Source organism: Agromyces sp. ISL-38 (genome assembly GCF_018613935.1).
In the GTDB taxonomy this organism is placed as follows: Bacteria; Actinomycetota; Actinomycetes; order Actinomycetales; family Microbacteriaceae; genus Agromyces.
This window is the reverse complement of the sequence record NZ_JAGGPF010000010.1, coordinates 545,308-572,204: the sequence shown is the minus strand read 5'-3', so window position 1 is coordinate 572,204 and position 26,897 is coordinate 545,308. Positions and strand designations below refer to the sequence as shown.

27 protein-coding genes and 1 tRNA gene are annotated in these 26,897 nt (G+C 69.5%); 8 read left to right on the top strand and 20 right to left on the bottom strand.

The features are described 5' to 3' along the window. Positions 1–32 precede the first annotated feature (32 nt). Positions 33–1,202, bottom strand: coding sequence for a glycoside hydrolase family 3 N-terminal domain-containing protein (locus J7E25_RS12900; protein WP_214870515.1), 1,170 nt, complete (start codon positions 1,200–1,202; stop codon positions 33–35). 79 nt (positions 1,203–1,281) lie between these two features. Here J7E25_RS12900 and J7E25_RS12895 point away from each other — a divergent pair, with 79 nt between their 5' ends. From J7E25_RS12895 to J7E25_RS12870, 6 genes are all read left to right on the top strand, one after another. Next, positions 1,282–2,412, top strand: coding sequence for a hypothetical protein (locus J7E25_RS12895; RefSeq protein WP_214870514.1), 1,131 nt, complete (start codon positions 1,282–1,284; stop codon positions 2,410–2,412). Beyond that, positions 2,412–3,308 carry an oxygenase MpaB family protein gene (locus tag J7E25_RS12890; protein WP_214870513.1) on the top strand — a complete coding sequence of 299 codons (897 nt, stop codon included), beginning with the start codon at positions 2,412–2,414 and terminating at the stop codon, positions 3,306–3,308. The genes J7E25_RS12895 and J7E25_RS12890 overlap by 1 nt, the downstream gene beginning before the upstream one ends. Next, positions 3,235–3,726, top strand: coding sequence for an Lrp/AsnC family transcriptional regulator (locus tag J7E25_RS12885; RefSeq protein ID WP_214870512.1), 492 nt, complete (start codon positions 3,235–3,237; stop codon positions 3,724–3,726). The genes J7E25_RS12890 and J7E25_RS12885 overlap by 74 nt, the downstream gene beginning before the upstream one ends. Positions 3,727–3,833: 107 nt before the next feature. Then, positions 3,834–4,955: a pyruvate dehydrogenase (acetyl-transferring) E1 component subunit alpha gene (pdhA, locus tag J7E25_RS12880; protein WP_214870511.1), complete on the top strand. Its 1,122-nt coding sequence runs from the start codon at positions 3,834–3,836 to the stop codon at positions 4,953–4,955. Then, positions 4,952–5,977, top strand: coding sequence for an alpha-ketoacid dehydrogenase subunit beta (locus J7E25_RS12875; RefSeq protein WP_214870510.1), 1,026 nt, complete (start codon positions 4,952–4,954; stop codon positions 5,975–5,977). The genes pdhA and J7E25_RS12875 overlap by 4 nt, the downstream gene beginning before the upstream one ends. Beyond that, complete coding sequence (locus J7E25_RS12870) at positions 5,974–7,377, top strand: dihydrolipoamide acetyltransferase family protein (protein ID WP_214870509.1); 1,404 nt, start codon at positions 5,974–5,976, stop codon at positions 7,375–7,377. Before J7E25_RS12875 ends, J7E25_RS12870 begins: the two co-directional genes overlap by 4 nt. A 59-nt stretch (positions 7,378–7,436) precedes the next feature. On the opposite strand, the gene J7E25_RS12865 is transcribed toward J7E25_RS12870, so the two are convergent. The 13 genes from J7E25_RS12865 to rplU all read right to left on the bottom strand — a co-directional run bounded on the left by J7E25_RS12865 (position 7,437) and on the right by rplU (position 16,621). Next, positions 7,437–7,946 carry a hypothetical protein gene (locus tag J7E25_RS12865; protein ID WP_214870508.1) on the bottom strand — a complete coding sequence of 170 codons (510 nt, stop codon included), beginning with the start codon at positions 7,944–7,946 and terminating at the stop codon, positions 7,437–7,439. Positions 7,947–8,052: 106 nt separating this feature from the next. Then, positions 8,053–8,550, bottom strand: coding sequence for a glutathione peroxidase (locus tag J7E25_RS12860; protein ID WP_214870507.1), 498 nt, complete (start codon positions 8,548–8,550; stop codon positions 8,053–8,055). 26 nt (positions 8,551–8,576) lie between these two features. Then, positions 8,577–9,275 carry an HNH endonuclease family protein gene (locus J7E25_RS12855; RefSeq protein ID WP_214870506.1) on the bottom strand — a complete coding sequence of 233 codons (699 nt, stop codon included), beginning with the start codon at positions 9,273–9,275 and terminating at the stop codon, positions 8,577–8,579. 399 nt (positions 9,276–9,674) lie between these two features. Further along, positions 9,675–9,750, bottom strand: a tRNA-Ala gene (locus J7E25_RS12850). 92 nt (positions 9,751–9,842) lie between these two features. Beyond that, complete coding sequence (gene rsfS, locus J7E25_RS12845) at positions 9,843–10,217, bottom strand: ribosome silencing factor (protein ID WP_214870505.1); 375 nt, start codon at positions 10,215–10,217, stop codon at positions 9,843–9,845. Between the two features lie 44 nt (positions 10,218–10,261). Beyond that, positions 10,262–11,407, bottom strand: a complete 1,146-nt coding sequence (locus J7E25_RS12840; protein WP_214870504.1) for a hypothetical protein — start codon at positions 11,405–11,407, stop codon at positions 10,262–10,264. Next, entirely contained in the window at positions 11,404–12,006 is a 603-nt protein-coding gene (nadD, locus tag J7E25_RS12835) for a nicotinate-nucleotide adenylyltransferase (protein ID WP_214870503.1), read from the bottom strand. The genes J7E25_RS12840 and nadD overlap by 4 nt, the downstream gene beginning before the upstream one ends. Positions 12,007–12,018: 12 nt before the next feature. Next, complete coding sequence (locus J7E25_RS12830; protein ID WP_214870502.1) at positions 12,019–12,225, bottom strand: hypothetical protein; 207 nt, start codon at positions 12,223–12,225, stop codon at positions 12,019–12,021. A gap of 51 nt (positions 12,226–12,276) precedes the next feature. Next, the gene (locus J7E25_RS12825; protein WP_214870501.1) at positions 12,277–13,545 is read right to left on the bottom strand and encodes a glutamate-5-semialdehyde dehydrogenase; all 1,269 of its coding nucleotides are present in this window, start codon (positions 13,543–13,545) and stop codon (positions 12,277–12,279) included. A gap of 9 nt (positions 13,546–13,554) precedes the next feature. Further along, the gene (gene proB / locus J7E25_RS12820) at positions 13,555–14,373 is read right to left on the bottom strand and encodes a glutamate 5-kinase (protein ID WP_214870500.1); all 819 of its coding nucleotides are present in this window, start codon (positions 14,371–14,373) and stop codon (positions 13,555–13,557) included. Further along, positions 14,370–15,959 carry a GTPase ObgE gene (gene obgE / locus J7E25_RS12815; protein ID WP_214870499.1) on the bottom strand — a complete coding sequence of 530 codons (1,590 nt, stop codon included), beginning with the start codon at positions 15,957–15,959 and terminating at the stop codon, positions 14,370–14,372. The genes proB and obgE overlap by 4 nt, the downstream gene beginning before the upstream one ends. A 74-nt stretch (positions 15,960–16,033) precedes the next feature. Beyond that, complete coding sequence (rpmA, locus tag J7E25_RS12810; RefSeq protein WP_129521795.1) at positions 16,034–16,291, bottom strand: 50S ribosomal protein L27; 258 nt, start codon at positions 16,289–16,291, stop codon at positions 16,034–16,036. Positions 16,292–16,312: 21 nt separating this feature from the next. Further along, a complete protein-coding gene (gene rplU, locus J7E25_RS12805; protein ID WP_129521794.1) occupies positions 16,313–16,621 on the bottom strand; it encodes a 50S ribosomal protein L21 in 309 nt (102 codons plus the stop codon). A 215-nt stretch (positions 16,622–16,836) separates the two neighbouring features. On the opposite strand from rplU, the gene J7E25_RS12800 reads away from it, so the two are divergent. After that, the gene (locus J7E25_RS12800; RefSeq protein WP_214870498.1) at positions 16,837–17,133 is read left to right on the top strand and encodes a DUF4031 domain-containing protein; all 297 of its coding nucleotides are present in this window, start codon (positions 16,837–16,839) and stop codon (positions 17,131–17,133) included. Here J7E25_RS12800 and J7E25_RS12795 read toward each other — a convergent pair. Continuing rightward, a complete protein-coding gene (locus J7E25_RS12795) occupies positions 17,116–19,734 on the bottom strand; it encodes an Rne/Rng family ribonuclease (RefSeq protein WP_214870497.1) in 2,619 nt (872 codons plus the stop codon). The genes J7E25_RS12800 and J7E25_RS12795 overlap by 18 nt on opposite strands. Positions 19,735–20,009: 275 nt before the next feature. On the opposite strand from J7E25_RS12795, the gene J7E25_RS12790 reads away from it, so the two are divergent. After that, the gene (locus J7E25_RS12790) at positions 20,010–20,636 is read left to right on the top strand and encodes a vitamin K epoxide reductase family protein (RefSeq protein WP_214870496.1); all 627 of its coding nucleotides are present in this window, start codon (positions 20,010–20,012) and stop codon (positions 20,634–20,636) included. Positions 20,637–20,684: 48 nt separating this feature from the next. Here J7E25_RS12790 and ndk read toward each other — a convergent pair whose 3' ends face one another. From ndk to J7E25_RS12765, 5 genes are all read right to left on the bottom strand, one after another. Beyond that, the gene (gene ndk, locus J7E25_RS12785) at positions 20,685–21,107 is read right to left on the bottom strand and encodes a nucleoside-diphosphate kinase (protein WP_214870495.1); all 423 of its coding nucleotides are present in this window, start codon (positions 21,105–21,107) and stop codon (positions 20,685–20,687) included. Further along, complete coding sequence (locus J7E25_RS12780) at positions 21,104–21,505, bottom strand: DUF4233 domain-containing protein (RefSeq protein ID WP_214870494.1); 402 nt, start codon at positions 21,503–21,505, stop codon at positions 21,104–21,106. Before J7E25_RS12780 ends, ndk begins: the two co-directional genes overlap by 4 nt. After that, positions 21,502–22,881: a folylpolyglutamate synthase/dihydrofolate synthase family protein gene (locus tag J7E25_RS12775; protein ID WP_214870493.1), complete on the bottom strand. Its 1,380-nt coding sequence runs from the start codon at positions 22,879–22,881 to the stop codon at positions 21,502–21,504. The genes J7E25_RS12780 and J7E25_RS12775 overlap by 4 nt, the downstream gene beginning before the upstream one ends. Then, entirely contained in the window at positions 22,878–26,183 is a 3,306-nt protein-coding gene (gene ileS / locus J7E25_RS12770) for an isoleucine--tRNA ligase (RefSeq protein ID WP_308164549.1), read from the bottom strand. Before ileS ends, J7E25_RS12775 begins: the two co-directional genes overlap by 4 nt. A 230-nt stretch (positions 26,184–26,413) precedes the next feature. Next, the gene (locus J7E25_RS12765) at positions 26,414–26,809 is read right to left on the bottom strand and encodes a GntR family transcriptional regulator (RefSeq protein ID WP_214870492.1); all 396 of its coding nucleotides are present in this window, start codon (positions 26,807–26,809) and stop codon (positions 26,414–26,416) included. Positions 26,810–26,897 lie beyond the last annotated feature (88 nt).

Sequence of the window (26,897 nt, the reverse complement as noted above, 5' to 3'; positions counted from 1 at the left end):
TCTGAGATCTATTCCCGATCCCCAGCTGCGACTCAGGTTGAGAGTGCGCGGCGCATGGTGAGCACGCGCGCCACGGCGTCATCGAGGCGCTTCTCGCTGATGCGGCCGCTCTGCACCGCCGCCGCGATCGATCCGGCGAGTGAGGGTACTGAGATGCCGAACTCAGCGGGATCCGCCGGCAGCACGTAGAGCAACAGGTCGGCACCCGCCGCAACGGCTCGAACGGCGTTCTCGCCCGGGTCGGCGAACTCGGGCAAGCCGTTGTGCTGCAGCATGAGCATGTCGTCGGTGACGACGATGCCGTCGAAGCCGAGGTCGTCTCGAAGGATCCGGTGCCACTCCGGGGAAAGCGAGGCCGGGGCGGCATCGACCGCCGGATATGCCAAGTGTCCGGTCATGACCATCTCGGCGCCGGCATCGATTCCCGACTGGAACGGCAGTGCCGGTCCTGCGCGCCACTCCTCGATCGTGAGGGGTGCACTCGGAACGCTCGAATGAGAATCTCCAGGTGCGGCGCCGTGGCCGGGGAAGTGCTTGAGTGTGCTCGCGACGACCCCGCGCTCCCCCGCGACCGCCGCGGCGACGCGGTCGGCCGAACCTGCCGGATCGGTGCCGAGCACGCGGCCGAAGATGAAGGAGCCCTGATCGGCCGTCACGTCGGCCACGATGCCGAAGTTCGCCGAGATCCCGCTGTCGGCGAGGTAACCGGCACGCGAGGAGAATGCGTCGCGCGACGCCGCGGGCGGCTCGGCGCGCAGGCCTTCAGCGCTCGCCGCGTCGTCCCAGTCGAGCCGCTGCACCTCACCGCCCTCCTCGTCGATGCCGATGAGCGGCGGGGCTTCGGGGTCGACCTCGAGCGCCGTGGTCAGCGCGGCGAGTTCGGCCGGCGTGGCTGGCATGTTGTCGCCCATCAGGATGAGTCCGGATGCGCCGTCCTCGATGAGCGCGCGGAGCGGCGCCGGGTCGAGCCCGGGCGCATGCAGCATGAGCAACGCGGCGGACTTCTGCTCGAGGGTGAGCTGCGACATCCGCTCGTCGACCCAGGCGGCGATCGGATCGACGGGAATCGGCGTCCGCGTCGCGGCGGGCGCGGGCGTCGTCGATTCAGGTGACCGTTCCGCCACACCACCGGCGCACGCGGCCGACCCGATGAGCACTGCCGTCACCAGGAGCGGCAGCGCAGCCGTTCGCTTCACTCGCACCGGCCCGAGTTTACGCTGCGTGTCCGAACGAGCGCGCCGTCGACGCTGTGTAGAATCGCGTGGCCCGAGGGGGGTGGGGATGCGAACGGGGATTCGTGTGCTGGCAGGACTCGCGGTGGTGCTCGCGACGACGCTCTCGGTGCCGGTCGCCGCCCTCGCCGAGGACTATCCGAGCTGGGAGGAAGTGGAGTCCGCCAAGCGCGACGTCGCGGCGCGCGAAGCCGAGGTGACCCGCATCACGGCATTCGTCGACGAGCTCGAGGCGGAGTCCGGCCGGCTCGGCGATGCCGCCGTCGCCTCGGCGGCCGCAGCGGCGACGGCGGAGGCGGCGCACACCGACGCCTCGGCACGTGCCGCGACGTTGCGCGCGGGCGCGGACGCCGCCGAAGCCGAAGCCGCATCGACCGCCCGGCAGCTCGGCCGGGTCGGCGCCGTGCTCGCGAGATCAGGCGGTGCGGATGTCACATTGCGTCTCCTGTTCGGAACCGGCGACGACCGCGACCTCCTCATCGGCCTCTCGCGGGCTGCGCAGCTGACGAACGTCTACGGCTCGGTCGTGGATCGAGCGCGCGCCGCCGAAGCGGACGCGGCGGCCCTCAGCGCACAAGCCGAGGTCGCCGAACGCGAACGTGCCCGCCTCGCGCTCGAGGCAGCCGCCACCGCCGAGTCGGCCCGCGCCGCGCACGAGGCCGCCGCTGCGCGCGTTGCCGAACAGCAAGGGGCCCTCGACACGTTGTATGCGCAGCTCGCAAGCTTGCGCGACCGCACGGTCGAGCTCGAGCGAAGCTTCAAGGTCGGCCAACAGGCGGCGGCCGAAGAAGCCGCGCGACGAGCCGCAGCGGCAGCCGCCGCCGGCGGCGGATCCAACACCGGCGGCGGCGCTCCCCCGCCCGGCATCGTCGTCGATCCGGCGGCCGCGAAGGCGTACGCGGCCGGTGCGATCGCCCGCTACGGCTGGGGCGACGGCGAGTATCGCTGCCTCGTGCTTTTGTGGACGCGCGAATCGGGCTGGCGCGCCGACGCCTACAACGCGTCGAGCGGTGCCTACGGCATCCCGCAGTCGCTGCCGGGCAGCAAGATGGCCGCCGCGGGCGCCGACTGGCGCACCAACGCCGCGACGCAGATCGAGTGGGGACTCTCGTACATCGCGGCACGTTATGGCGCACCCTGCGGTGCATGGGCGCACTCAGAGGCGTACAACTGGTATTGATGCCACATCAGGATGAACGCGATGCCTTCCGCCGGCACGGGGCGGAGGGCGTGCTGCTCCTCGGTGGCGGGGCCGCGATCCTCCTGCAGCTCGCCGATCCCCGTGTGGCGCGAGGCGTGGCACGTCACAGCGGTTTCCAGGAGCGACCGCTCGACCGCCTGCTCGGCACGCTCGACTACGTCTATGCAGTCGGCTTCGGCGACGACGATCTCGCCGAAGCCGCCGTGCGCACGGTGAACGCGCGTCATGCGCCGGTGCGTGGGCGTGCGTCCGCAGAGGGTCCCGAGTACGACGCATTCGACGCCGATGCGCAGCGCTGGGTCGCATCGACGCTGCTCGCGGTCGCACTGGAACTGCACGAACGACTCTGGGGACCACTCGACGCGGCGACCGGAGACGCGATCGTACGGGGCTATGCCCCGTACGGCCTCCGCCTGCAGTCGGCCCGGGCCGGCTGGCCGGACTCCCGAGCCGAGTTCGACGCGTGGTGGGTCGACCGCGTCGCACGGCTCGAGGTCGGCGCCGACGCTCGATCCGTGGCCCGGTCGTTGCTCTCAGGAGCATCCGCCCTGCCATTCGGTGCCGCGGCACTCCTTCCACCGGTGCGCATCATCACCGCGGCGCTGCTGCCCTCCGACGTGCGGGAAGCCTATGGATTCCGGTGGACCCCTCGGGTCGAACACGTCGCGAACGGATGGCTCGACGCGATCGCGACCGTCTGGCCGCTCCTGCCTCGGAGAATCCGCCAGGCCCCGATGCACGCATCTCTCCGACGCGCGCGACGCCGCAGCCGGTACGCTGAGCTTGAGCATGAGGACGACGATGACCCAACCACCGCACCGGAACGAGGCGCTCGACAACATCGATCGGCGTATCGTCGCCGAGTTGAGCCGTGACGGGCGACTCTCGGTGCGAACCCTCGCCGAGCGCGTGCACATCTCACGCACCGCGGCGCACAATCGGGTGCAGTTGCTGCTGAAGCGCGGCGTCATCACCGGCTTCGGAGCACAGATCGACCGCAAGGCCATCGGCCTGCACATCTCCGCGCTCGTCGTCGTGCGCATCGGCGAGGTCTCGTGGGAGGAGATCGCCGCGAAGCTCGCGACGCTGCCCTTCGTCGAGAAGGTGCAGGCCGTCTCCGGCGACATCGACATCATGCTCACCGTCAGCGCTCCCGACCACGAGCAATTGAGCCAGGCGATCCTGCGGGACATCCACGACATGCCCGGCGTCATCTCGACGAGATCGCACCTGATCCTCGCCGAACTCGACGGACATCCGCCCGCGCAGACCCTGGACATCTGGCACGCCTGAGCGGCGCGAACCGGACGCGCGGCACCGCTTTCGTGCCCGCCGGGCCGATCGTTCACGCTTGCCGAAAAGGCGATGCGGCGGCCTCACGAGAGGCGCACCATGGCTCCATGAGCCTCAATGTCGAGCATCACGCAGCCCGTCGAGCCCTTCCCTCCGAGAAGCCGCTCCGGCTGCTCGACAATGCCGGGCACGCGGTCACCGGGGCCGCCACCGGCGGGTTCAGCCTGCCCGACACCGAGACCCTCCTCGACCTGTACCGCAAGATGGTGGTCGCCCGTCGGTTCGACGTGCAGGTCACCGCGCTCACGAAGCAGGGCCGGCTCGCGACCTATCCTTCTGCGTATGGGCAGGAGGCGTGCGAGATCGGTGCCGTCTCCGCGATCTCGGCAGACGACTGGCTCTTCCCGACCTATCGCGAGAGCGTCGCATTGCTCACGCGGGGCATCGACCCCGGCGACATCCTGAAATCCTTCCGAGGCGACTGGCACAGCGGCTACGACCAGCGGTCGCACCGCACGTCCACGCAGACGACGCCCCTCGCGACCCAGGCGCTGCACGCCGTCGGCTTGGCGCATGCTGCACGGCTGCGTCACGACCCGATCGTGGCGCTGACCTTCCTGGGCGACGGCGCGACGAGCGAGGGCGACGCCCATGAGGCCTTCAACTTCGCCGCGGTATGGCAGACGCCCACGGTGTTCATCGTGCAGAACAACCAATTCGCGATCAGCGTCCCGCTCGCGCGGCAGACGCACGCGGCAACGCTCGCCGACAAGGCGGTGGGCTACGGCATGCCCGGCTTCCACGTCGACGGCAACGACGTCGCCGCCATGTACGCCGTGACCCGCGCCGCGGTCGACCGCGCGCGAGCAGGCGGTGGCCCGACGCTCATCGAGGGGCTCACGTACCGGATCGAGGCGCACACGAACTCCGACGACCCGACCCGCTATCGCCCGGCCCGCGACGTCGAGCACTGGAAGCGGCGCGACCCGATCGAGCGACTCGAGAAGTACCTCGTCTCCGAGGGCGCGCTCACCGAGGCGACGAGATCCGAGATCACGGATGCCGCCGAGGCGCTCGCCGCTCACACGCGCGACGTCATCACCACCGAGTCTGAACTCGATCCGCTCGAGCTGTTCGACCACGTGTACGCCCGCCCGCGGCGCGCCCTGCTCGAACAGCGAGCCCGTCTCGAGGCAGAGCTCGCCGAGGCCGCGAGGAACCCACGATGACCGCGACGAAGACGAGAACCGGCGCCGACGCGGCATCCGCGCCCACGGAGCTCACGATGGCGGGCGCACTGAATGCCGCGCTCCGCGATGCGATGGCCGAGGACGATCGCGTCGTGGTCTACGGCGAGGACGTCGGCCCCCTGGGTGGGGTGTTCCGGGTGACCGACGGGCTGCAGGAGCGATTCGGCGACGAACGCATCTGGGACTCGCCGCTCGCCGAATCGGGCATCGTGGGCACCGCGATCGGCATGGCGATCTACGGAATGCGACCCGTCGTCGAGATGCAGTTCGACGCGTTCAGCTATCCCGCGTTCGAGCAGATCGTGTCGCACGTCGCGAAGATGCGCAATCGCACGAAGGGGCGGGTGAGCCTGCCGCTCGTGGTGCGCATTCCGTGCGCCGGCGCGATCGGGGGCGTCGAGCACCACTCGGATTCCTCGGAGTCGTACTGGGCGTCCACGCCCGGCCTCACGGTCGTGATGCCCTCGAACCCGGCCGACGCCTACTCGATGCTCCGGGAGGCGATCGAGAGCGACGACCCCGTGATCTTCATGGAGCCGAAGAGCCGCTACTGGGCGAAGGCGCCGCTCGCGCTGCCCGTGACCACCGCACCGATGGACCGTGCACTCGTCGTGCGAGAGGGGTCGGACGTGACGCTCATCGGTTACGGCCCTACGGTGCGCACCGCGCTCGAAGCCGCCGATGCAGCAGCTGAGGAAGGGCTCTCGATCGAAGTCGTCGACCTTCGCAGCCTCTCCCCGTTCGACGATGAGACGGTGTCGGCCTCGGTGCGGAAGACCTCGCGGGCAGCCGTCATCCACGAGGCGGCGCAGTTCGGCGGCTTCGGCGCCGAGGTCGCCGCGCGCGTGACGGAGCGGAACTTCTACCACCTCGCGGCACCCGTGCTGCGGATCACGGGCTTCGACATCCCATATCCGTCGCCGAAGCTCGAGGAATACCACCTGCCCACCGCGGACCGCGTGCTCGCCGCGCTCGAGACCTGGGAGTGGGAACTCGCATGAGCCGTTCATTCATCCTGCCCGATCTCGGCGAGGGACTCACCGAGGCCGAAATCGTCGCGTGGCTCGTCGAGCCCGGCGACGAGGTGGCGATCGACCAGCCCGTGGTAGAGCTCGAATCGGCGAAATCCGTCGTGCAGCTGCCGAGCCCGTACGCGGGCGTCGTCGAGGCGCTCGGCGGCGAGGTCGGGCAGGTCTTGCACGCGGGGAGCGTGCTCATGACCCTGTCGGGCGGCACCGATGCGGGGCCGGCCGGCGGGCAGGCCGAGGTCGCCGTCGCGGAGCCGGAGGAGAGCGATGTGGTCGAGGTCGCCGACGCGACGGATGCCGCGGCATCACGCTCGTCCGAAGCCTCCGGCGCCGTGCTCATCGGGTACGGCACGCGCGAGTCGACGATCACGAAGCGGGCTCCGGGCACGCCGTCCCGGTTCGGACGCCGCTCCTCGGGCGGCCCGTCGATCCAGCGGCAACCGGCACCTGCGCGGCTCGATCCGGCTCGGCGCTCCCCCGTCGTCTCCCCGATCGTACGTCGCATCGCGCGCGAGAACGGCTTCGATGCGAGCCAGCTCGTTGGGTCCGGCCCCGACCATCTCGTCGTGCGCCGCGATGTCGAGTCATTCATCTCCGAGCGGGCCGGCACGCAGACAGCATCCCCCGCCGGCGCCCCGGGCGAGGCGCCCGTGTCCGCGCCGGCACCGGTCGCGACCGCCGAGGGCGATCGCCGCGTACCGCTCGACCGCATGGGCCGAGCTGCCGCCGCCCACTTCACGCGCTCACGCCGGGAGATCCCCGAGGCGACCGTGTGGATGGACGTCGACGCCACCGAGTTGCTCGCAGCGCGCCGGCAGCTGCAGGAGGCGACGGGTGAACGCTTCGGGGTCACCGCGCTCGTGGCGCGCTTCGTCGTCGCCGGATTGCGCAAGCATCCGGCTCTCAACTCGAGCTTCGACGCCGCTCGTGAGGAGATCGTCTACCACGCGGCCGTGAACCTGGGACTCGCCGCGCAGACCCCCCGCGGGCTGCTCGTGCCGGTGGTGCACGGAGCCGAGCGGATGACGCTCCGCGAATTGCGCGACGCCATCGCCTCCCGCACCGAGGAGGCCGAGACGGGCGCGTTCTCGCCCGCGTCGCTCACGGGTGGCACCTTCACGCTGAACAACTACGGCACGCTCGGCGTCGACGGTTCGGCGGCGATCATCAACCATCCAGAGGCGGCGATGATCGGCATCGGCAGGCTCATCGAGCGACCGTGGGTCGTGGACGGCGAGCTCGCCGTGCGCCGCGTCACCGAGCTCACGCTCTCATTCGACCACCGGGTGTGCGATGGCGCGGAGGCGGCGGCGTTCCTCACATTCGTCGCCGCGTGCATCGAGCGTCCGGTGTCGGTGCTCGCAGAGCTCTAGGCCGCTCTCTCTAGGCCGCCCGCACCAGGCCATGCCCCTCGCTCGCGTGGAGAGGAGGCTCAGAAGAACTCGTCGGGCGTGCCCGCGGCACGCTCCACATCGCGAGTGTCCTGGCCGGCTGCTCGGAGCTTGGCGACGGCGACGCGCAGTCCCGACTCCATCTGGGCCGCCCAGGCGTCGGACTCGCGAGCGGTGACCTCGGCGGCGCGTGCGCGCCCCTCCGATGCCTCCGCGGTCTCGCGTGCGTCGCTGACCTGGCGCAACGCGAGCGAGATGCCGTAGTAGGCGGCGACCATCGTGGCGATGGGTGCCGCGATGATCGCGAGTGCGCTGATCGCGGCGCCGGTCGGGCTGAACGCGATGAGCAGCGCGAAGGCGAGGAAGAGCACCACGATCGCGGCGAGCACGACGAGCATGAATCGGATGTCGCGGCTCCAGAATGCGCCCGCGCTGCGTCGCTCGGGCTCACCGGTCGACTGTGACGGCGCGCCTTCCTCGCCTTGCGGGGCGCCGCCGACGACCGCGCCGGCTCCCTCATCGATGATCGGACGAGTGTACGTGTCTGACATCCGTTCCTCACGCTCCCTGCAATCGGATAGACCCCCAATTGTGGGCCGCGCGCCATGAGTGGTCAAGACAGCGCGCCGTGCGATGCGATGCCGCTCGGACGATCGGTCAGGCGGCCGCTTCGTCGGCGAGGCCACGCTCGATCGCCGCGATGATCGCCCGATCATTCGGGAGGACGTCGGGGCGGAACCGCTGCACCTCTCCGCTGGGCTGGATCACGAACTTCTCGAAGTTCCACTTGACGCGCCCGGCCTTGCCCCTGGCGTCGTGAACGGTCGTGAGCTCTGCATAGAGCGGATGCCGGTTCCGGCCGTTGACCTTGACCTTCTCCATGAGCGGGAAGGTCACACCGTAGGTCATGGAGCAGAACTCCTTGATGTCGTCGGCGCCGCCCGGCTCCTGCCCGGCGAACTGGTTGCACGGGAACCCGAGGACCGTGAATCCGCGCGGGCCGTATTCACGCTGCAACGCTTCGAGCTGTTCGTACTGGGGCGTCAGCCCGCACCGCGAGGCCACGTTCACGACCAGCACCACGTCGTCGGCCCACTCGGCCAGTGACGTCGGGTCGCCGTCGATCGTCGTGAAGGGGATGTCGCGAATGTCCATGCTTCAGCATACGTCCCGTCTTCGCGTCAGCAGCCCTCGAGGACGCGACGGGCGGCGTCGACATCCGGTTGCGGCATCGAGAGGTCGTACTTCGCGGTGACCTCGACGAAGTCGATGACGTACTCGCAGCGATACCTCTTGTTCGATGGCAGCCAGGCAGCGGGGCCGGAATCGCCCTTCTGCCCGTTCGCGGGACCGTCGACGGCGACGAGGTTGTCGAAGTCGTTGGCGAACGCGATGCGTTGATCCTGAGTCCACTGTTGCGCCCCCTGACGCCACGCCATGCCCAGAGGGTAGATGTGGTCGATCTGCACCGCAGTGGAGGTGTCCTGCCCGCGCGTGAATCGGATGGTCACGCCTGTGTACGGATCATCGAGAGTGCCGGTGATCACGACGCAATCGCGCGTGTCGGGCTCGTACGTCTTGGCCATCAGATCGCGGTCGAGAACATCGTTGCGCTGGTCGCATCCGTTGCGGTCGCTGTCGATCCATGCGGTGCCGAACATGCCTTCACGGTCGTAGCCCGTCATCGGCGCCTTGCCTTTCACCGTGACGGTGTCGAGCTCGGCGAGGGCGGCTGCAGCATCCCCGCTCGCCTCGACCTCGATGCCGAAGGCGTCGGCGAACGCCTCCGTCAGCGGATTCCAGGCGCCCGTCCAGACGAGGAGTGCGACGAACAGAAAGGCGACGATGGCGCCGGGGATGATTCGGGAGGAGCGGGGCATGTCAGGGCGCGGCAATCGTTCAAGGTGTTGCGGGTGTGGAGACGGGCGGGTCAACCCTATTGGGCGTGACATCCGTGCCCGGACGCGACGCGCCCACGCTCCGATTGTGTCGACGAGCCTCAGGTCGAGCTGATTGCCACCCGGTAGCCTGCTGCGGCCTATATCGACGCGATGCCGGGACGGAAACGCGGTGTCTAGCTCAACGGCTCATCGCTGGGCCCGCTCCCTCCGGGCGAGTCCAAGCATGAGCGCGTACGGTACCTCGACCTCCATGAGGATGAGGAGCTCCACGAGGAGCTCATTCCGAGCTGGATCCGCGATCCTCGCCGAGCTGCCCGGCGAGGATCTCTTCTGAGTGAGACGAGAAAAACCCCTGATCAACTTGGGATCAGGGGTTCTTGGTGGATCTGAGGGGACTCGAACCCCTGACCCCCTGCATGCCATGCAGGTGCGCTACCAGCTGCGCCACAGACCCGTACGCCCCGTTCGAGGCAACGAATTGAGCTTACACCAGCCGCAGGTCTCGGATGAAATCGAGGCCCGCTCGGCGGATGCTCGCGGCTGTACTCAGCTGCTCGCTGCCAGGAGCGGTGCGACGGGCAGCGACGGGCAGTCGAGCCAGAGCCGTTCGAGGCCGTAGTAGAGGCGCTCCTCCTGGTGGAAGACGTGCACCACCAGGTCGCCGAAATCGAGCAGGATCCAGCGGCCGGCGTCGTGACCCTCGCGACGACGGGTCTGGGTTCCGGAACGGCCGAGCACCTCCTCGACCTCGTCGGCGATGGCGACGACGTTGCGCTCGGAGTTGCCGGTGACCAGCAGGAAGATGTCGGCGAACGGCAGCGGACCCGACACGTCGAGTGCCACCAGGTCTTCACCGCCCTTGGAGTCTGCCGCCCGCGCCGCGATGGCGAGCAAGTCGAGTGCCTCGTGTGATGCGGTCATACGCTCTTTTCCGGATTCTGAGAAGTCGATGTGGATGCCCCAGCTCAGAAGAGGCCGGCGACGGCACCGATGACGAGTGTGGCGACGACGCCGAGTGCGAGCACGCCGGCAGTGACGGCGAGCACGAGGGGGGCGTTCACGCCCTCCTTCTTCGGCGGAGCCATCATCGCGCGAGCGGCGCCCTGGGTGCTGATGGCGCGTGTCGCTGCGATCGGCGCGCCGCCGGTGCCTGCGCCGTCTTCGACCTGGTCGAACAGCCGGTCGACGTCGCTCGAGTCGATGTGGCTCGGGTGCACGCCCGTCGCGCCGTAACTGCGCGGCAGGTTGATCGATCCGGTGACGATGATCTCACCGCTCGATGCAAGCGGATTGTTGCCGACCGGCGCCTGATTCGGCAGCGACGGCAGGATGAGCGCGTTCGTGGTGGTCGGAACGCCGTGGCTCACGCCGCCACGTGAGAGCAACTGGTCGAACGGCTCGGCGCGATCGGCCGGCACGTTCAGCTGTGCAGTCCAGTGACCGACGGGCTTCTGCGCCACGACGGCGTCGGCGGCGAGGCTCACGTCGGCGGCCGGCTGGTGCGGCGCCGGTGCTCGAGTCGGAACGGGAGGCGACAGCAACGGATGCTCCGTGGGAGCTGCTGCAGCGGGCGGTGTCGCGATGACCTCGTCGTCGAGGTCGAGTTCATGCTCGTGCTGCGCATCGAGCATCGCCCGGAGCTCGCGTCGCGTCAGCGTGCGCTCGGGGGCGCTGGTCTCGACGCTCGGTTGGCGCTGCGCGGGCGACGACGGCGCCGGGAACGGCGACCCGAACTGGGAGGGCGCGGCGGGCGTCGGCGGCGCGGCAGGTGCAGCGGGCTGCGGATACCTGGGTGCGAACGGGTTCTGCTGCGGTGCGGCGACGGCTCCCCCGAACGGCGACGGCTGCTGGCCGGACGCTCCTGCTGGGCGCGGAGCGGCATAGGCCGGAGCTGCGGCCGGCGCAGGCGTGGGGGCCGGGATCTGCTGCTGCGGCGGCTGCACGGGCGGTGCGGCAGGCTGCGGCGGGACGGCCCGAACGGGCTGATCGGCCTGCGGATCGCGCGGAGCGGGAGCGGCTTCGGGGGTCGTCGAGGGCGCCTGCTGCTCACGCAGGCGCTCACGCTCACGAGCCTCGCGGCGCGTGAGCGGTGGTTCCTGTGACGACGTCATTCGACACTCCGATAGAGATGGTGCTTGGAGATGTACTGGACGACCCCATCGGGCACCAAGTACCACACCGGGAATCCCCGGCGCACCCTGTCCCGGCAGTCGGTCGACGAGATCGCAAGTGCCGGAACCTCCAACAAGCTTACGTCTTGCTCTGGCAAACCCGAAACGGAGAGCACATGTCCCGGGCGACTCACAGCCACGAAGTGCGCGAGTTCCCAGAGTTCGCCGACGTTCTTCCAGGAGAGGATCTGGGCGATCGCGTCGGCACCGGTGATGAAGTACAGGTCGGCGTCGGGGCGCTGGCTCCGGATGTCGTGGAGCGTGTCGATCGTGAACGTCGGCTTCGGACGATCGATGTCGACGCGGCTCACGGTGAACCGCGGGTTCGACGCCGTCGCGATGACCGTCATGAGATACCGGTGCTCGGCTTGCGTGACGTCGGATTTGTAGCTCGGCTGCCCGGTGGGCACGAACACGACCTCATCGAGCTCGAGGTGCTGAGCGACCTCGCTCGCGGCCACGAGGTGCCCGTGGTGGATGGGATCGAAGGTGCCACCCATCACACCGACCCGTGGTCGGCGTTCCTCGCTCGTGATCACGCGACCGCCCGCTCAGTGACCGCCGTGCTCGTCTCCTGAGTGGCGGGCAGCGTAGGCTGCCGATCTGCTGCTGTGGCGGTTGGCCACGTCGCGGTACGACGCGACGATCATGGCGAGCACAGCGAAGATGACGAGCGCGATGAGACCGTAGACCCACGAGTCGATCGGCAGTTCCCTGGCGTGCACCGTCTCGGTCAGCACTGCGGTCACGAGGCTCATTCGCCGTTCCTTTCGAATCCTGCGGGTGTCGCTCCGGACAGTCTAGCGAGGTCAGGCACGCACATGCCCGGCGCCGCGCACGATCCACTTCGTGCTCGTGAGCTCGGGCAGTCCCATGGGCCCTCGCGCGTGCAGCTTCTGCGTCGAGATTCCGACTTCGGCGCCGAATCCGAACTCCGCGCCGTCGGTGAAGCGCGTCGAGGCGTTCACCATGACCGCCGCGGCATCCACCTCCTTCAGGAAGCGTTCCGCATTGCCGAGGTCGTTCGTCACGATCGACTCGGTGTGCTTCGTCGAATAGCGACGGATGTGCCGCAGCGCGTCGTCGATCGAGTCGACGACGCCGACCGACAGGTCGAGGCTCATGTGCTCGGTGGCCCAGTCCTCGTCGGTGACGGGAAGGGCGTTCGGCCGGAGTGCGCGCACCCGCTCGTCGCCATGGATCGTGACGCCGGATGCCTCGAGCCGGTCGAGCACCGCGGGCAGCAGCCGCTCAGCCGCCGCCTCGTGCACGAGCAGGGTCTCGAGGGCATTGCAGACGCTCGGTCGTTGCACCTTCGCATTGTGCACGAGCTCGACGGCCCAGTCTTCCCGCGCGCTCTCATCGAGGAACATGTGCACGACCCCGGCGCCCGTCTCGATGACGGGCACCCGCGCTTCGTCGACGACGGCCCGGATGAGCCCGGCACTCCCGCGCGGGATGAGCACGTCGACGTAGTCGCGGGCCTGCATGAGATGGCGCGCACCGGCGCGGCCGAAGTCGTCGACGGTCTGCACGGCGTCGGCGGGGAGACCCACCGCGTCGAGCGCGTCGCGCAGCACTCCGACGAGCACCCGGTTCGTCTGCTCGGCCGCGCTGCCGCCGCGGAGCACGACCGCGTTGCCGCTCTTCAGCGCGAGCACGGCGATGTCGACGGTCACGTTCGGTCGCGCCTCGTAGATCGCGCCCACGACGCCGAGCGGCACGCGTACCTGGTCGATGCGGATCCCGCTCGGCAGCGACCGGCCACTCACGGTCTCGCCGATCGGATCGGTGAGCGCGATGACCTCGAGCACCGCCTCGGCGAGTGCGTCGACCCGGCGCTCGTCGAGTTCGAGTCGGTCGAGGAGTCCTGTGGCGAGACCCGCATCGCGGCCGGCGGCGAGGTCGAGCGCGTTCGCGGCGACGATGTCGGCCGCCCGTTCCCGGAGGATCGCGGCAACCTGTTCGAGGGCGGCATCCTTCTCGGCCGTCGTCGCCTGCGCGAGCCGGAATGACGCGTCCTTCGCGGCAGCGAGCCGCGCGTCGATCAGGCTCGTGTCGACTTCGTGGTGCTCCATGGAATCAGCCTAGGCGAGCGCCGGTTCGCCGTCGGCCGTGTGACGTTCGGGGGCGGGCTCGAACCAAGTACCGACCTCGCGTCCGGCCAGCGCGTCGGCGACGAGGCTCGTCGCCGTGATCAGCACCGCGGCACCGGCCTCGGCCGCGATGCGCGCCGCCGACACCTTGGTCTCCGCTCCCCCGGTGCCGACGCCGGTGCGTCCCACCGAACCGATCTCGACGCCCGTGAGGGCGTCGCCGAACGGCACGTGCTCGATGCGCTTCGCCCCGTCGAGGTGCGGCGGCTTCGTGTACAGCGCGTCGACGTCGGAGAGCAGCACGAGCAGGTCGGCGCCGATCAGCTCGGCGACGAGGGCCGCGAGCCGGTCGTTGTCGCCGAACCGGATCTCGTGGGTCGCGACGGTGTCGTTCTCGTTCACGATCGGCAGGATCTTCAGCGCGAGCAGCCGGTCCATCGCGCGCTGCGCGTTCGAGCGCGGCGTGGGGTTCTCGAGGTCGCCCGCGGTGAGGAGCACCTGCCCCGCGACGATGCCGTAGCGGTCGAGCGAGTCCTGGTAGCGGAACACGAGCAGGTTCTGCCCGACGGATGCCGCGGCCTGCTGGGTCGCGAGATCGGTGGGCCGCTCGTCGAGCTTGAGATACGGCATGCCGGTCGCGATCGCCCCGGAGGAGACGAGCACGACCTCGATGCCACGCTCATGGGCGGCGGCAAGCGCGTCGACGAGCGGCGCGATCTGGCCGGCGTTGTCTCCGCTGATCGAGGAGGAGCCGACCTTCACCACGATGCGGGTGGCGTGTGGGATCTCCGTGCGCCGCCGGGGTGTCACCGTTGACCCTCCTCGCCCGCACCCTCCTGAGCGGAGACAGCGGCGGTCGACGGCTCGTCGCCTTCGACGACGGGCTCGCCCTCGGCATCCGACTCCGACCACATGCCGGCCGCGCGCTCGCGCTCGAGCTCGGCTCGCGCCTCGGCTTTCGCGTCCATGCGCTCGTGGTAGTCGCTGCGGCGCTCGTTGCGCGTGGCACGTCGTTGCTCGTCGAGCCGGAGGTCGGAACCGCGCGGGGCCGTGATGAGCTCGGCGGTGGAGGTGAGGGTCGGCTCCCAGTCGAAGACGACTCCGGCACCGGGGCCGATGACCACGGCAGAGCCGGCGACGGCTCCGGCGCGCACGAGCGCATCCTCGATGCCGAGGCGTGCAAGGCGGTCGGCGAGGTAGCCGACGGCCTCGTCGTTCGTGAAGTCGGTCTGCGCGACCCACCGCTCGGGCTTCGAGCCGAGCACCCGGTACAGGGTGCCGTAACTGCCGCCTTCGGCGCGCACGGTGAATCCGGCGTCGTCGACGCTCCTCGGGCGCATGACGATGCGCGGTGCAGCGGGGGCTTCGGCCGCTTCGCGTCGCGCGTTCTCGACGACCTCGCCGAGGGCGAACCCGAGCTGCCGCAATCCTTCATGACTCACCGTGGAGATCTCGAACACGCGGTAGCCGCGCGCCTCGAACTCGGGCCGCATGAACGCGGCGAGCTCGCGTGCCTCGGGCACGTCGATCTTGTTCAGCGCGATCAGCTGCGGCCGCTCGAGCAGCGGCACCTGGCCCTCGGGCACAGGATACGCGCCGAGCTCGCCCAGGATGACATCGAGGTCGCTGACCGGGTCGCGGCCCGGCTCGAGCGTCGCGCAGTCGATGACGTGCAGCAGGGCCGAGCAGCGCTCGACGTGGCGGAGGAACTCGAGCCCGAGGCCCTTGCCCTCGCTCGCACCCTCGATGAGGCCCGGAACGTCGGCGACGGTGAACCGGCTCTCGCCGGCCTGCACGACGCCGAGGTTCGGATGCAGCGTCGTGAACGGGTAGTCGGCGATCTTGGGGCGCGCCGCCGACAGTGCGGCGATGAGGCTCGACTTGCCGGCCGAGGGGAAGCCGACGAGCGCGACATCCGCAATCGTCTTCAGCTCGAGGATGACCTCGCCCTCGAATCCGGGCGTGCCGAGCAGCGCGAAGCCGGGAGCCTTTCGCTTCGTCGACGAGAGCGCGGCGTTGCCGAGACCGCCCTGGCCGCCGGGCGCGACGACGAATCGCATGCCGGGCTCGGCGAGGTCTGCGAGCTCTTCACCGTCGTGGTCCTTCACGACGGTGCCCACGGGCACCGGCAGCTCGAGAAGCTCGCCGGCCGCGCCCGAGCGGTGGTCGCCCATGCCGGGTCCGCCGTTCTCCGATGAACGGTGCGGACGGCGGTGAAAGCCGAGCAGGGTGGTGACGTTCGGGTCGGCGACGAGCACGATGTCGCCACCGTTGCCGCCGTTGCCGCCGTCAGGGCCCGCGAGGGGCTTGAACTTCTCGCGGCGTACTGAGACGCATCCGTTCCCACCGTGACCGGCACGCACGAACAGTGTCACCTCGTCGACGAAGCTGACCATGTGCTGCATCCTCCTCACGGATGAAAACGCGTGAGGGCGAGCCGAAGCCCGCCCTCACAGAATCGTTCGGTCGACTATTCGCCGGCCGCCACGATGTTGACGACCTTGCGGCCACCCTTCTTGCCGAACTGGACCGCACCGGCCTCAAGTGCGAAGAGCGTGTCGTCGCCACCGCGACCGACGCCTGCACCGGGGTGGAAGTGCGTGCCGCGCTGACGGACGAGGATCTCGCCCGCGCCGACGACCTGGCCGCCGAAGCGCTTCACGCCGAGGCGCTGGGCGTTCGAGTCACGACCGTTGCGAGTGGAGCTCGCTCCCTTTTTGTGTGCCATGTCTGATTCTCCTTGCGGCCGCTACTTGATGCCGGTGACCTTGACGCGCGTGAGCTCCTGACGGTGCCCCTGGCGCTTCTTGTACCCGGTCTTGTTCTTGAACTTCTGGATCACGATCTTCGGACCGCGGAGGTCGTTGAGGACCTCGGCGGTAACCGTGACCTTGGCAAGCGACTCGGCGTCGGAGGTGATCTTCTCGCCATCGACGAGGAGGACCGCGGCGAGTGAGACGTTGCCGTCCTTGTCTGCCTTGATACGGTCCATCGTCACGATGGTGCCGACTTCGACCTTCTCCTGCCGGCCGCCGGCGCGCACTACTGCGTAAACCACTACTCGTACCTATCTTTGGGGAGCCGGAGCTCCGGCTGCTGATGGGATGTCACTGCGCGGGACCCCAGCGGGAAGGAGGGTCGTCACTGCCAGAAAACTGTGCGGGCACACCGTGATAAGCGGTGGCACCAACGGTCGAGTTTATCCGATCAGGGGTGGCCGGTCAAACGCAGCACTTACGGCGCGTCGCGAACACTCCCGCGTAGGATCGGCGCATGACCGTGCTCATCGACACGCCGCTGTGGCCCAAGCACGGCACCGTGTGGGCGCATCTCGTGAGCGACGCCTCGATCGAGGAGCTCCAGGCCTTCGCCCGCCGCGTCGGGCTGCCGCCGCGTTCGTTCGACCTCGACCACTTCGACGTGCCCGTCGAGCGATACGACGAGCTCGTCGCGGCAGGTGCAGAGCCGGTCTCGCCGCGCGAACTCGTCGCCCGGCTCCGCCGCAGCGGGCTGCGGGTCACGCCGCGTGAGCGGCGCGCCCGCTCGTCGGGGTCAGCGGTCGACGGATGACTCCGAGACATCGGAGCCGTCGGCGCGCGTGATCACCGGCGCTCCGCCTGCACCGCTGAGCGCCGCAGTCGACACGCGACGACTGCGTGCGCGACCCTCGCCCGCCTTCTTCGGAGCCGGCAGCGCGTCGAGCACTGAATCGAGCAGCACCTCGGCCTCGGGCGCCCGCGCCGGGCGCTTGCGCTCCGCGGGCGGCACCGGCAGGTCGAGAAGCTGCACGGCGTCGTGAACGAGGTCATCGGCGGGCGCGGTGGCGGTCGAGCCGCTCGGCTCTGCTGCGGAGACGTGCTCCGCCGCCCCCTGCTCCTGCGTCACCCGGCGGTGACGGCTGCGACGGCCGCCCGCGGTCCTCGCGGTCGATGCGGCAGGCGCGCCACCGGTCTTGTCGGCCGACCGCGTCGTGCTCACGGCATTGGATGCCGCGGTCTCGGGCTTCTGCTCGGGGTGCACGATCGTCGACGCCGCGATCTGCGCGAGTGCGTGCTTCACGTCGTCGGTGATCGCGTGGGTGCCCGTCTGCGCCTTGTGCTCGTCGGGCTGCTGAGCCGGCTGCGACGGTGCACCGCCACGACCACGACGGCGCTCGGGCTGCTGCTGTTGCTGAGGCTGGCGGTGCTTCACGACGGGCTCGTGGTGCACGATGATGCCACGGCCGGCGCAGACCTCACACGGCTCGCTGAACGACTCGAGCAGGCCGAGGCCCAGCTTCTTGCGGGTCATCTGCACGAGGCCGAGTGAGGTGACCTCAGCCACCTGGTGCTTGGTGCGGTCGCGGGAGAGGCACTCGACGAGCCGGCGCAGCACGAGGTCGCGGTTGGACTCGAGCACCATGTCGATGAAGTCGACGACGATGATGCCGCCGATGTCGCGCAGTCGCAACTGGCGCACGATCTCCTCGGCCGCCTCGAGGTTGTTCTTCGTCACCGTCTCTTCGAGATTGCCGCCCGAGCCGACGAACTTGCCCGTGTTGACGTCGATGACGGTCATGGCCTCGGTGCGATCGATCACGAGCGAGCCACCCGACGGCAGCCAGACCTTGCGGTCGAGCGCCTTCTCGATCTGCTCCGAGATGCGGAACTCGTCGAATGCGTCGCGCTCGCCCTCGTAGGGCTGCATGCGCTCGAGCAGGTCGGGGGCGACCTGACGAACGTAGGACTCGATCGTCTGCCGGGCCTCGTCGCCGGCGATGACCATCTGCTGGAAGTCCTCGTTGAAGACATCGCGGACGATCTTGATGAGCAGGTCGGGCTCGGAGTGCAGCAGCGCAGGCGCCTGCACCTTCTCGAGCTGGCTCGAGATGTCGGCCCATTGCGCGATCAGACGGTTCACGTCGAGCGTGAGTTGCTCCTCGGTGGCGCCTTCGGCCGCCGTGCGCACGATGACGCCGACGTTGTCGGGAAGCACCTCTTTGAGGATCTTCTTCAAGCGGGCGCGCTCGGTGTCGGGAAGCTTTCGGCTGATGCCGTTCATCGACCCGTTGGGCACGTAGACGAGGTAGCGGCCCGGCAGCGACACCTGGCTCGTGAGCCGGGCGCCCTTGTGGCCGATCGGATCCTTCGTCACCTGGACGAGCACCCGGTCGCCGGGCTTCAACGCCAGCTCGATGCGTCGCGGCTGGTTCGCCTGGCCGTTCTCGGCGGCGGCATCCCAGTCGACCTCGCCGGAGTACAGCACGGCGTTTCGGCCGCGGCCGATGTCGACGAACGCGGCCTCCATGCTCGGCAGCACGTTCTGCACGCGACCGAGGTAGACGTTGCCGATGAGCGAGGACTCCTGGTTGCGGGCGACGTAGTGCTCGACGAGCACGCCGTCTTCGAGCACGCCGATCTGGATGCGCCCGGCCTTCGAGCGCACGACCATCTTGCGATCGACGGACTCCCGGCGGGCGAGGAACTCGGCCTCGGTGATCACGGTGCGGCGGCGGCCGGCATCGCGACCATCACGACGGCGCTGCTTCTTCGCCTCGAGTCGCGTGGAACCCTTGACCTTCTGCGGCTCGGTGATGAGCTCGGGCTCGCGGGGCTTGCGCACCTTGACGACCGTGTTGGCCGACTCCTCGCCGGCGGTGCGACCCTCCTCACCGCTCCGGCGCCGAGTGCGGCGGCGCACGCTCGACGGCTCGTCGCCCTCGGGCGCGCCACCGCGCTCTTGCCGTTCGCCGCGCTCGGGCCGATCGCCGCGCGCCTGGGGCTCTTCACCCTCGGGCGTGACGAGCACAGGCGGGGCGTGGAAGATCAGGGACGTCGTCGAGAGCACGGCCGGGATCGGCGAGCGCTTCGCCGCGGCGGGGACGCCATCGGTGTCGGATGCCGCGACATCGTCGCTCACCGTGACCCCGGCGCTGCGCCCCGACGTCACGTCGCCGCCGCCTGCGGCTGCGGTCGTGCGCTCGAGCGCCGGTGCCGTCAGCACGGCCTCGGGCGTCGCGGCATCCGTCACCTCGATGGGCGGCGGCGTGGGATCGAGCGTCGCGGCAGGCCGCTGCTCCTGACCCGCGCGGCTCCGAGCCGAGCGCCGGGCTCCGAAAAGGCCCCCACGTCGCTTCGGTGCGCCACTGCCGGTTTCGGGTTCGTTGTTGTTCTTCTCGTTGCCTTCCACCATCTCTGGTGCACTCCTACGCCGGTTCCGACGGCCGCGCCGTCGTTCCGTACTCGTCTCGAGCGGTTCTACGCCGTGCGCAGACCCGCCAATCCTTCATTACTGCGACCGGCAGGTTGCCTGTGTCGCCACGTCTCGCGGTGCGTTCGCCCGCCCACTCGGATGCGGTGCATCCTCAAAGCCTTCATTGGCGTCGTGCCGGGCGCGGCCCGGACGACTCCTTCGATTATCGCACGGTCTCACAGCATGGTGTGGAAACGGCATGCCATAATCCGAGCATGGCGGACTCTTCCCGGCGGGCTCGGCCCGTCGCCCTGGCGATCTTCCTCGTGATCGCAGGGGCCCTCGGCCTCCTGGCTGCCTTCGACCTGTCGGTCGAGAAGGTGCTGTCGCTTGCCGATCCCGGCCACGTTCCGTCGTGCAATGTCGGCGTTCTCGTCGGATGCAGCGTGAACCTCGACTCCGCCCAGGGAGCGGTCTTCGGATTCCCGAACCCGTTCATCGGCCTCATGGCGTGGCCCGCCGTGATCGTCGTCGGAGTGGCGGTGCTCGCCGGTGCCCGCTTCGCGCGCTGGTTCTGGGTCGTCTTCAACCTCGGCGTGGCCGGGGCGCTCGTCTTCGTGATCTGGCTCATCGTGCAGAGCATCTACGTGCTCTACGTGCTCTGCCCGTGGTGCATGCTCACCTGGGCGGTGACGATCCCCACGTTCTGGGCGGTCACCCTGCACAACCTGCGCGTCGGGAACATTCCCTCATCGGCACGAGTGCAGCGGGTTGCAGCCGCGTGGTTCAAGTGGATCCCGCTCATCACGGTCATCTGCTACGGCGTCGTCATCCTGCTCGCACAGGTGCACATGAACGCGATCCCGCTCGTGATGATCGACCTGCAGAACCTGTTCCGCTGAGTCGAGGGGCGCCCGCCGACCGGGTGAACCGGCCGGCGCGGCATCCGCTTAGGTGAACCAGAGGTCGAGTTCGCGCTCGGCCGACTCGGCCGAGTCCGAACCGTGGATGAGGTTCTGCTGCACGCGCAGGCCCCAATCACGGCCGAAGTCGCCACGGATCGTGCCGGGTGCCGCGGTGGTGGGATCGGTGGTGCCGGAGAGCGAGCGGATTCCCTCGATCACCCGGTTGCCGGCGACGCGCATGGCGACGACCGGCCCCGACTGCATGAACTCGACGAGCGGCTCGTAGAACGGCTTGCCCTCGTGCTCGGCGTAGTGCTTCGCGAGGATCTCGCGGTCGGCCTGCACGAGCCGGATGTCGACGAGGGAATACCCCTTCGCCTCGATGCGCCGGAGGATCTCGCCGGTGAGGTTGCGGGCGACGCCGTCGGGCTTGACGATCACGAGGGTCTCTTCGATCGGGGTGGTCATTCCTGTTCCTTTCCTGGATCGGCTGCAGCCGTCCGTTCTCGGTCGATTCGTGCGCCGACGACCATGCAGTACCACCACATGCCGCCGAACAATGCCCCGACGACGAACATCGCCGGGTTGAGGAAACCCGCGGCGAGGATCAGCGCCTGGAGGACCCAGCCGAGCGCATACGCCCAGCGGAATCGCAGCAGGCCGATCGTCGCGATGAGCCCGACGATCATGACGCCGCCCGCGACGAGCGCGACCCAGGCAGGCATGTCGCCCTCCGCGGCCGGAGCCGCGAGCCCCCAGATGACGAGGGACGCGAGGAAGACGACGATCACCTCGAAGGCGAGCACGATCGAGGCGAGGGTCTGCTGAAGAGAGCGCGGCGTGGCGGCCGGTGCAGCCTCGCTCATGCGCGGCCCCAGCCCCGGTCGGCCGCGATGGCCATCGCCTCACCCACGAGGGCGATCGAACCCGTGACGACGACGGCGCGCTTCGGCGCATCGGCCGCCCACCCGCGCGCGTCCTCGAGCGCGTCGTCGATGCGCTGGGCGAACTGCACGCGCCCGGCACCGACCCGGTCGGCCACGAGCGCGGCGAGCTCCGCCGCAGGCAGGGCCCGGTCGGATTCGGGTTCGGTCACGACGAAGATGCCCGCGGTGCCCGCGAGGGCGTCGACGATGCCGGCGGCGTCCTTGTCGGCGAGCACGCCGAACACAAAGGCGACCTCGTCGAAGTCGAAGTACTCGTCGAGGGCCGTCACGAGCGCCGCGGCTCCGTGAGGGTTGTGCGCCGCGTCGACGAGCACGGCGGGGTCGGCGGCGACGCTCTGCAGTCGTCCGGGCGACGACGCGGTGCCGAGCCCCTCGTGCACGACCTCGTCGGCGAGCCGCAGCGCTCCCCCGCCGATGAACGTCTCGACGGCGGCGACCGCGACGGCCGCGTTCTCGGCCTGATGGCGCCCGAAGAGCGGCAACACGACCTCGGCGTACTCCCCTGCCAGGCCGCGGATCGACACGAGCTGACCGCCGACCGCCACGCGCGAGTCGAGCACGTCGAAGGCGTCTCCTTCGAAGGCGAGGCTCGACTCGGTGAGCTCGGCGGCTTCGGCGAGCACCGTGCGCGCCGCGTCGGGCTGCTTCGCCGAGACGACGGATGCCGCGGGCTTGATGATGCCCGACTTCGTGCGTGCGATCGCCTCGATCGTCGACCCGAGCCGGTTCTGGTGGTCGAGCGCGATGGGCGTGAACACGGCGACCTGCCCGTCGGCGACGTTCGTCGAGTCCCACTCGCCGCCCATGCCGACCTCTAGCACGACCACGTCGACCGGGGCGTCGGCGAAGCACGCGAACGCGAGCACGGTGAGCACCTCGAAGAACGTGAGCGGGGCGGAATCGGTCGCCTCGAGCTCGGCGTCGACCAGGTCGATGAACGGCGCGGTCTCGTGCCAGTTGCGTGCGATCGCCTCGTCGGAGATGGGCTCGCCGTCGATGCGGATCCGTTCGGTGAACCGCTCGAGGTGGGGGCTCGTGAGCAGTCCCGTGCGCAGGCCCGAGGCACGTAGGAGGCTCTCGATCATGCGGCTCGTCGAGGTCTTGCCGTTCGTGCCCGTGATGTGGATCACGGGAGCCGCGCGATGCGGGTCGCCGAGCAGTTCGACGGCACGCCGCGTGGGCTGCAGTCGCGGCTCGGGCGAGCCTTCGCCGACGCGTGCGAGCAGCGTCTCGTAGACGGCGTCGGCAGCCTCGCGCTCGTCGCGGTCGAAGGCCTCGGTCTGGTCGTCGGTCATCGCTGCTCCAAGTCGATGAGAAGTGCGGATCCGTCGCCCACGGGCTTCGCGGCGACGGCGTTCGCGACATCGGATGCCGCGGCGATGTCGAGCTCCACCGCGAGCGTCTCGCCCGCGATCAGCCCACGGTGCCTGGTCGCCGCCTCGGCGCCGGCGTGGTCGAGCGTGAGGGCCAGGCGGATCCGGTCGCCCACGGCGAGCCCGGCCGACTTCCTCGCCTCCTGGACGGCGCGCACGACGTCGCGAGCGAGACCCTCCGCCTCGAGCTCTGGGGTCGTGGAGGTGTCGAGGATGACGAATCCGCCGTCGGCGAGGAGCGCGAGCGCTCGCGATCCGTCGCCCGATCCCCCGGCTTCGAGCACCAGGTCGTATTCGCCGGCCTCGAGGGCGATGCCACCGGCGACGACGGTCTCGCCGTCGAGCATCCAGTCGCCGTCGCGAGCAGCCTTGATCGCCTGCTGCACGGTCTTGCCGAGACGCGGCCCCGCTGCGCGTGCGTTGACGGTGAGCCGCTTCGTGACGCCGTGTGCTGCCGCACTCGACTCGTCGAGGGCGACCAGGTCGACGGCCTTGACGTTGAGCTCGTCGCGGAGGATGCCCTCGAACGGCGCGAGCGCCGCGGCATCCGTCGTGACGACCGTGAGGCTCGCGAGCGGCAGTCGCACCCGGCGACCGGACTGCTTGCGCAGCGAGAGTGCCGCCGAGCTGATCTCGCGCACGGAATCCATTGCCGCGACGAGCGCCGGGTCGGCCGGGAACTCCGAATCCTCGGGCCAATCGGCGAGATGCACGCTGCGCCCGGCGGTAAGGCCCCGCCAGATCTTGTCGGAGACGAGCGGCAGGAGCGGTGCCGCGAGCCGCGTGAGCGTCTCGAGCACGGTGAAGAGCGTGTCGAACGCCCCACGGCCGGCGCCGTCGGCGCCGACGCCCGCCCAGAACCGGTCACGCGAGCGCCGGACGTACCAGTTGGTGAGCACGTCGCCGAAGTCCCGGAGCTTCGCTGCCGCGAGGGGCGAGTCGAAGTCCTCGAGGTCGGCCGTGACCGCGGCCACGAGGTCTCCGAGCTTCGCGAGCAGGTACCGGTCGAGCACATCCGTCGAGTCGGTTCGGCGGGATGCCTCGTAGCCGCCCTCTCGCGCTGTGTTGGCGTAGAGGGAGAAGAAGTACCACGTGCTCCAGAGCGGCAGCATGAGCTGCCGTACGCCCTCGCGGATGCCTTCCTCGGTGACGATGAGGTTGCCGCCGCGCAGCACCGAGCTCGACATCAGGAACCAGCGCATCGCGTCGGAGCCGTCGCGGTCGAACACCTCGTTCACGTCGGGGTAGTTGCGCAGCGACTTCGACATCTTCTGGCCGTCGTTGCCGAGCACGATGCCGTGGCTCACGACGTTCTTGAACGCGGGGCGCCCGAAGAGCGCCGTGGAGAGCACGTGCAGCGTGTAGAACCATCCGCGGGTCTGCCCGATGTACTCGACGATGAAGTCGGCCGGGTTGTGCGCCTCGAAGAACTCACGGTTCTCGAACGGGTAGTGCACCTGGGCGAACGGCATCGAGCCCGAGTCGAACCACACGTCGAGCACGTCGGGGATGCGCCGCATCGTCGCGCGACCGCTCGGGTCGTCGGGATTCGGGCGCGTGAGCTCGTCGATGTAGGGCCGGTGCAGGTCGGGCTCGCCGGCGGCGTTCACCGGCAGTGCGCCGAAGTCGCGCTCGAGCTCGGCGAGCGATCCGTAGACGTCGACGCGCGGGAACGCGGGATCGTCGCTCTTCCAGACCGGGATGGGCGAGCCCCAGTAGCGATTGCGGCTGATCGACCAGTCGCGGGCGCCGCCGATCCACTTGCCGAACTGGCCGTCTTTCACGTTGTCGGGCACCCAGTTGATCTGCTGGTTGAGCTCGACCATCGAATCGCGGAACTCGGGCACTCGAATGAACCAGCTCGACACCGCCTTGTAGATGAGCGGATTGCGGCAGCGCCAGCAGTGCGGGTACGAGTGCTCGTAGCTCGCCTGGCGGAGCAGGCGCCCCTCGGCCTTCAGTACCTGGGTGAGCGGCTTGTTGGCGTCGCTCCAGAGCAGCCCCGCGACATCCGTGACGTCGGGCAGGAACCTGCCGCCTTCGTCGAGCGAGATGATCACCGGGATGCCGGAGGCCTCGCCGATCTTCTGGTCTTCCTCGCCGTAGGCGGGCGCCAGGTGCACGATGCCCGTGCCGTCTTCGGTCGTGACGTAGTCGGCGACGAGGATGCGCCACGCGTGCTGCAGCCCGAAGTGCTCGACGTCGGCGTAGTACTCGAAGAGGCGGTCGTAGGTGACGTCGGCCAGCTCGGCGCCGCGCACTGTGCGCGACACCGCGGCGCGCGCGTCGTCGGCGGTCTCGTAGCCGAGCTCCTTGGCGTAGTTGCCGACGAGATCGAGCGCGAGGAGGTATTCGCCGCCGAGCACCTCGGTGTCGGATGCCCCGACCCGTTCGCGCAGCACCGTCGCGTCGGGCGTGCCGTTCGGGCCGGCCGGCACGACGGCGTACTCGATGTCGGGACCGACCGCGAGCGCGAAGTTCGTGGGCAGCGTCCACGGCGTCGTGGTCCAGGCGAGGGCCCGCACGGCCGTGAGGCCGAGCGACTCGGCCTTGGGCCCCGTCAACGGGAAGGTGACGGTGACCGTCTGGTCTTGCCGCATCTTGTAGACGTCGTCGTCCATGCGCAGCTCGTGGTTCGACAGCGGCGTCTGGTCGCGCCAGCAGTACGGCAGCACTCGGTAGCCCTCGTAGGCGAGGCCCTGGTCGTGCAGGGTCTTGAACGCCCAGATGACGGACTCCATGAAGGTCACGTCGAGCGTCTTGTAGTCGTTCTGGAAGTCCACCCAGCGCGCCTGGCGCGTGACGTACTCCTCCCACTCCTTCGTGTAGCGGAGCACGGCGTCGCGGGCGGCCTGGTTGAACGCCGCGATGCCCATCTCCTCGATCTCGCTCTTGTCGGTGATGCCGAGCTGGCGCTCCGCCTCGAGCTCGGCGGGCAGGCCGTGGGTGTCCCAGCCGAACCGGCGGTGCACCTGGTGGCCGCGCATCGTCTGGAAGCGCGGGAAGAGGTCTTTCGCGTAGCCCGTGAGCAAGTGACCGTAGTGCGGGAGGCCGTTCGCGAACGGCGGTCCGTCGTAGAACACCCACTCGCGTGCGCCCTCGCGCTGGTCGACCGAGGCTTGGAAGGTGCCGTCGGCCTTCCAGAAGGCCAGCACTTCGCGCTCGAGGGCGGGGAAGTCGGGCGACGGGGCGACGCCGTGGTCGTCTGGGGTACGCGGGTACACGCTCGCTCCTTGCGGGGACGGATGCTCACACGAGGACGCCGGCCACTCGATCGAGCTCCGCCGCGGTACCACCTCGCTTGTTCCGGCGTCTGGCGACTCCGGAACCCCTCATTTCGGCTGTGACGGGCCTGCCCGTTCGGGTCTAGTGACGAGCGGATGCCGCGAGGCATCCGTTCGCGTTCTTCCGAAGACTCCCCGGTGATGGCCGGATCGATGTCGGTCGCCCCAGCTTATCGTGTCGCCGCCGGCCGAACCACGCCGTGGGCCGACGGGCTCCAGCGGTACGCCTCGCTGATGAGCTCGAGCAGGGCAGGCTCGGGTACCTCGTGCGCCTTCGCCTCGTCGACGAGGTCGTGGATGGCGCCGGCGAGGGCAACGTGGCCGCCGATGCGCACGACGACCACCGCGCCGCGCCCTCGGTGCAGTTCGATGAGGTGCTCGTCGCGCAGCAGCCGGTAGGCACGGAGCACGGTGTGCATGTTGACGTCGAGGGAGGACGCGAGCTCGCGCGCCGCCGGGAGGCGTTCGCCACCCGAGATGCGGCCGTCGATGATCGAGGCCCTGATCGCTGAGGCGAGTTGCTCGTACAGCGGCGTCGAACGAGCCGGGTCGATGTGGATGAGCACTCGTTGAGTCTATTGTTCTATCTAAACTAGAACAAGTCGCTTGTTGCCTGCGACGCGCGGTGACAGGATGAGTCCGGGCCCACGTCGA

What these genes read in the sequence shown, in the direction of transcription:
- J7E25_RS12895 (WP_214870514.1), top strand. Translation starts at nt 1,282, where the DNA reads ATGCGAACGGGGATTCGTGTGCTGGCAGGACTCGCGGTGGTGCTCGCG.
- J7E25_RS12890 (WP_214870513.1), top strand. Translation starts at nt 2,412, where the DNA reads ATGCCACATCAGGATGAACGCGATGCCTTCCGCCGGCACGGGGCGGAG.
- J7E25_RS12885 (WP_214870512.1), top strand. Translation starts at nt 3,235, where the DNA reads ATGACCCAACCACCGCACCGGAACGAGGCGCTCGACAACATCGATCGG.
- pdhA (WP_214870511.1), top strand. Translation starts at nt 3,834, where the DNA reads ATGAGCCTCAATGTCGAGCATCACGCAGCCCGTCGAGCCCTTCCCTCC.
- J7E25_RS12875 (WP_214870510.1), top strand. Translation starts at nt 4,952, where the DNA reads ATGACCGCGACGAAGACGAGAACCGGCGCCGACGCGGCATCCGCGCCC.
- J7E25_RS12870 (WP_214870509.1), top strand. Translation starts at nt 5,974, where the DNA reads ATGAGCCGTTCATTCATCCTGCCCGATCTCGGCGAGGGACTCACCGAG.
- J7E25_RS12865 (WP_214870508.1), bottom strand. Translation starts at nt 7,946, where the DNA reads ATGTCAGACACGTACACTCGTCCGATCATCGATGAGGGAGCCGGCGCG.
- J7E25_RS12860 (WP_214870507.1), bottom strand. Translation starts at nt 8,550, where the DNA reads ATGGACATTCGCGACATCCCCTTCACGACGATCGACGGCGACCCGACG.
- J7E25_RS12855 (WP_214870506.1), bottom strand. Translation starts at nt 9,275, where the DNA reads ATGCCCCGCTCCTCCCGAATCATCCCCGGCGCCATCGTCGCCTTTCTG.
- rsfS (WP_214870505.1), bottom strand. Translation starts at nt 10,217, where the DNA reads ATGACCGCATCACACGAGGCACTCGACTTGCTCGCCATCGCGGCGCGG.
- J7E25_RS12840 (WP_214870504.1), bottom strand. Translation starts at nt 11,407, where the DNA reads ATGACGTCGTCACAGGAACCACCGCTCACGCGCCGCGAGGCTCGTGAG.
- J7E25_RS12830 (WP_214870502.1), bottom strand. Translation starts at nt 12,225, where the DNA reads ATGAGCCTCGTGACCGCAGTGCTGACCGAGACGGTGCACGCCAGGGAA.
- J7E25_RS12825 (WP_214870501.1), bottom strand. Translation starts at nt 13,545, where the DNA reads ATGGAGCACCACGAAGTCGACACGAGCCTGATCGACGCGCGGCTCGCT.
- obgE (WP_214870499.1), bottom strand. Translation starts at nt 15,959, where the DNA reads ATGGTCAGCTTCGTCGACGAGGTGACACTGTTCGTGCGTGCCGGTCAC.
- rpmA (WP_129521795.1), bottom strand. Translation starts at nt 16,291, where the DNA reads ATGGCACACAAAAAGGGAGCGAGCTCCACTCGCAACGGTCGTGACTCG.
- J7E25_RS12800 (WP_214870498.1), top strand. Translation starts at nt 16,837, where the DNA reads ATGACCGTGCTCATCGACACGCCGCTGTGGCCCAAGCACGGCACCGTG.
- J7E25_RS12795 (WP_214870497.1), bottom strand. Translation starts at nt 19,734, where the DNA reads ATGGTGGAAGGCAACGAGAAGAACAACAACGAACCCGAAACCGGCAGT.
- J7E25_RS12790 (WP_214870496.1), top strand. Translation starts at nt 20,010, where the DNA reads ATGGCGGACTCTTCCCGGCGGGCTCGGCCCGTCGCCCTGGCGATCTTC.
- ndk (WP_214870495.1), bottom strand. Translation starts at nt 21,107, where the DNA reads ATGACCACCCCGATCGAAGAGACCCTCGTGATCGTCAAGCCCGACGGC.
- J7E25_RS12780 (WP_214870494.1), bottom strand. Translation starts at nt 21,505, where the DNA reads ATGAGCGAGGCTGCACCGGCCGCCACGCCGCGCTCTCTTCAGCAGACC.
- J7E25_RS12775 (WP_214870493.1), bottom strand. Translation starts at nt 22,881, where the DNA reads ATGACCGACGACCAGACCGAGGCCTTCGACCGCGACGAGCGCGAGGCT.